Source organism: Bacillus cereus group sp. RP37 (assembly GCF_040459695.1).
Classification (GTDB): Bacteria; Bacillota; Bacilli; order Bacillales; family Bacillaceae_G; genus Bacillus_A.
In genome coordinates, this window is record NZ_JARVHP010000001.1 from 5105001 (window position 1) to 5107500 (window position 2500).

Below are 2500 nucleotides of genomic sequence, written 5' to 3' on the forward strand. Positions count from 1 at the left end.
CGCATCCTTTTCTTCATTTGTAGCCAACACACCTCCCGATGCGTTCACTGTTTCCACTAAGTGAGGATTATCCTCTAAAAATTCTTTCTCTTGTTTTGCATTCAATGCATAATTATAAAAATAATTCCCGACTAACATATAAGTAATTGCTAGAAGGACTAAAACTACTATAGTAATTACACCTATCTTTTTCATATTATCTCCTTTTCAAAGTTAAATCTTCTTATATTCAAGTACTCAAAAAAACAACTGCACTATTTTAACACACTGGCAGATCACTTCTACAAAAAATGAAATAGAAAATCTTAAACTACACATCGAAAATGATGAAAGAAATTGAATATGAGAGGATTAGAAGAATAAGGATTACTTACAAATTATAATGGTACTTGAGGCTGATAAGTAGTTAGAAACACAAAAAAGACGAGTCATTCTGACTCGTCTTAAGCTTGCTTGGCGACGTCCTACTCTCACAGGGACAAGGTCCCAACTACCATCGGCGCTAGAGAGCTTAACTTCCGTGTTCGGTATGGGAACGGGTGTGACCTCTCTGCCATCATCACCAAACTATGAAGGCATATTCCTTCAAAACTAGATAACATTTGCTACATATTATATGGTTAAGTCCTCGATCTATTAGTATTCGTCAGCTCCACATGTCACCATGCTTCCACCTCGAACCTATCAACCTGATCATCTTTCAGGGATCTTACTAGCTTACGCTATGGGAAATCTCATCTTGAGGGGGGCTTCATGCTTAGATGCTTTCAGCACTTATCCCTTCCGCACATAGCTACCCAGCTATGCCCTTGGCAGAACAACTGGTACACCAGCGGTGCGTCCATCCCGGTCCTCTCGTACTAAGGACAGCTCCTCTCAAATTTCCTACGCCCACGACGGATAGGGACCGAACTGTCTCACGACGTTCTGAACCCAGCTCGCGTACCGCTTTAATGGGCGAACAGCCCAACCCTTGGGACCGACTACAGCCCCAGGATGCGATGAGCCGACATCGAGGTGCCAAACCTCCCCGTCGATGTGGACTCTTGGGGGAGATAAGCCTGTTATCCCCGGGGTAGCTTTTATCCGTTGAGCGATGGCCCTTCCATGCGGAACCACCGGATCACTAAGCCCGACTTTCGTCCCTGCTCGACTTGTAGGTCTCGCAGTCAAGCTCCCTTATGCCTTTGCACTCTACGAATGATTTCCAACCATTCTGAGGGAACCTTTGGGCGCCTCCGTTACACTTTAGGAGGCGACCGCCCCAGTCAAACTGCCCACCTGACACTGTCTCCCGGGTCGATAAGACCCGTAGGTTAGAATTTCAATACAGTCAGGGCGGTATCCCACCAGCGCCTCCACCGAAGCTAGCGCTCCGGTTTCAATGGCTCCCGCCTATCCTGTACAAACTGTACCAAAATTCAATATCAGGCTACAGTAAAGCTCCACGGGGTCTTTCCGTCCTGTCGCGGGTAACCTGCATCTTCACAGGTACTATAATTTCACCGAGTCTCTGGTTGAGACAGTGCCCAAATCGTTACACCTTTCGTGCGGGTCGGAACTTACCCGACAAGGAATTTCGCTACCTTAGGACCGTTATAGTTACGGCCGCCGTTTACTGGGGCTTCAGTTCAGAGCTTCGCTTACGCTAACCCCTCTCCTTAACCTTCCAGCACCGGGCAGGTGTCAGCCCCTATACTTCGCCTTACGGCTTCGCAGAGACCTGTGTTTTTGCTAAACAGTCGCTTGGGCCTATTCACTGCGGCTTTCCGTTAAGAAAGCACCCCTTCTCCCGAAGTTACGGGGTCATTTTGCCGAGTTCCTTAACCAGAGTTCTCTCGCACACCTTAGGATTCTCTCCTCGCCTACCTGTGTCGGTTTGCGGTACAGGCACCTTTTATCTCGCTAGAAGCTTTTCTTGGCAGCGGGGAATCAAAGACTTCGCTCCATAAGGAGCTTCCCCATCACAGCTCAGCCTTCACGATAAGCGGATTTGCCTACTTATCAGCCTAACTGCTTGGACGTGCACAACCAATCGCACGCTTCTTCTATCCTTCTGCGTCCCTCCATTGCTCAAACGATAAAGAGGTGGTACAGGAATATCAACCTGTTGTCCATCGCCTACGCCTGTCGGCCTCGGCTTAGGTCCTGACTAACCCTGAGCGGACGAGCCTTCCTCAGGAAACCTTAGGCATTCGGTGGACGGGATTCTCACCCGTCTTTCGCTACTCATACCGGCATTCTCACTTCTAAGCGCTCCACCAGTCCTTCCGGTCTGACTTCACTGCACTTAGAACGCTCCCCTACCACTGATACCATTGGTATCAATTCGCAGCTTCGGTGGTGTATTTAGCCCCGGTACATTTTCGGCGCAGAGTCACTCGACTAGTGAGCTATTACGCACTCTTTAAATGGTGGCTGCTTCTAAGCCAACATCCTAGTTGTCTAAGCAACTCCACATCCTTTTCCACTTAATACACACTTTGGGACCTTAGCTGGC

At 48.4% G+C, this 2500-nt stretch carries 1 protein-coding gene and 2 rRNA genes (2 of these 3 only partly in view); all 3 read right to left on the reverse strand.

Annotation, left to right across the window (positions count from 1 at the left end):
• A protein-coding gene (locus QCI44_RS26745; protein WP_098561339.1) for an alpha/beta hydrolase crosses the window boundary here: on the reverse strand, positions 1-195 show its start. The gene continues 765 nt to the left of window position 1, outside the view; only the first 195 of its 960 coding nucleotides appear in the window; it begins with the start codon at positions 193-195; the stop codon falls past the left edge of the window.
• A 256-nt stretch (positions 196-451) separates the two neighbouring features.
• Positions 452-567, reverse strand: a 5S ribosomal RNA gene (gene rrf / locus QCI44_RS26750).
• 49 nt (positions 568-616) lie between these two features.
• Positions 617-2500 (reverse strand): 23S ribosomal RNA (locus QCI44_RS26755) (it continues 1038 nt past the right edge of the window).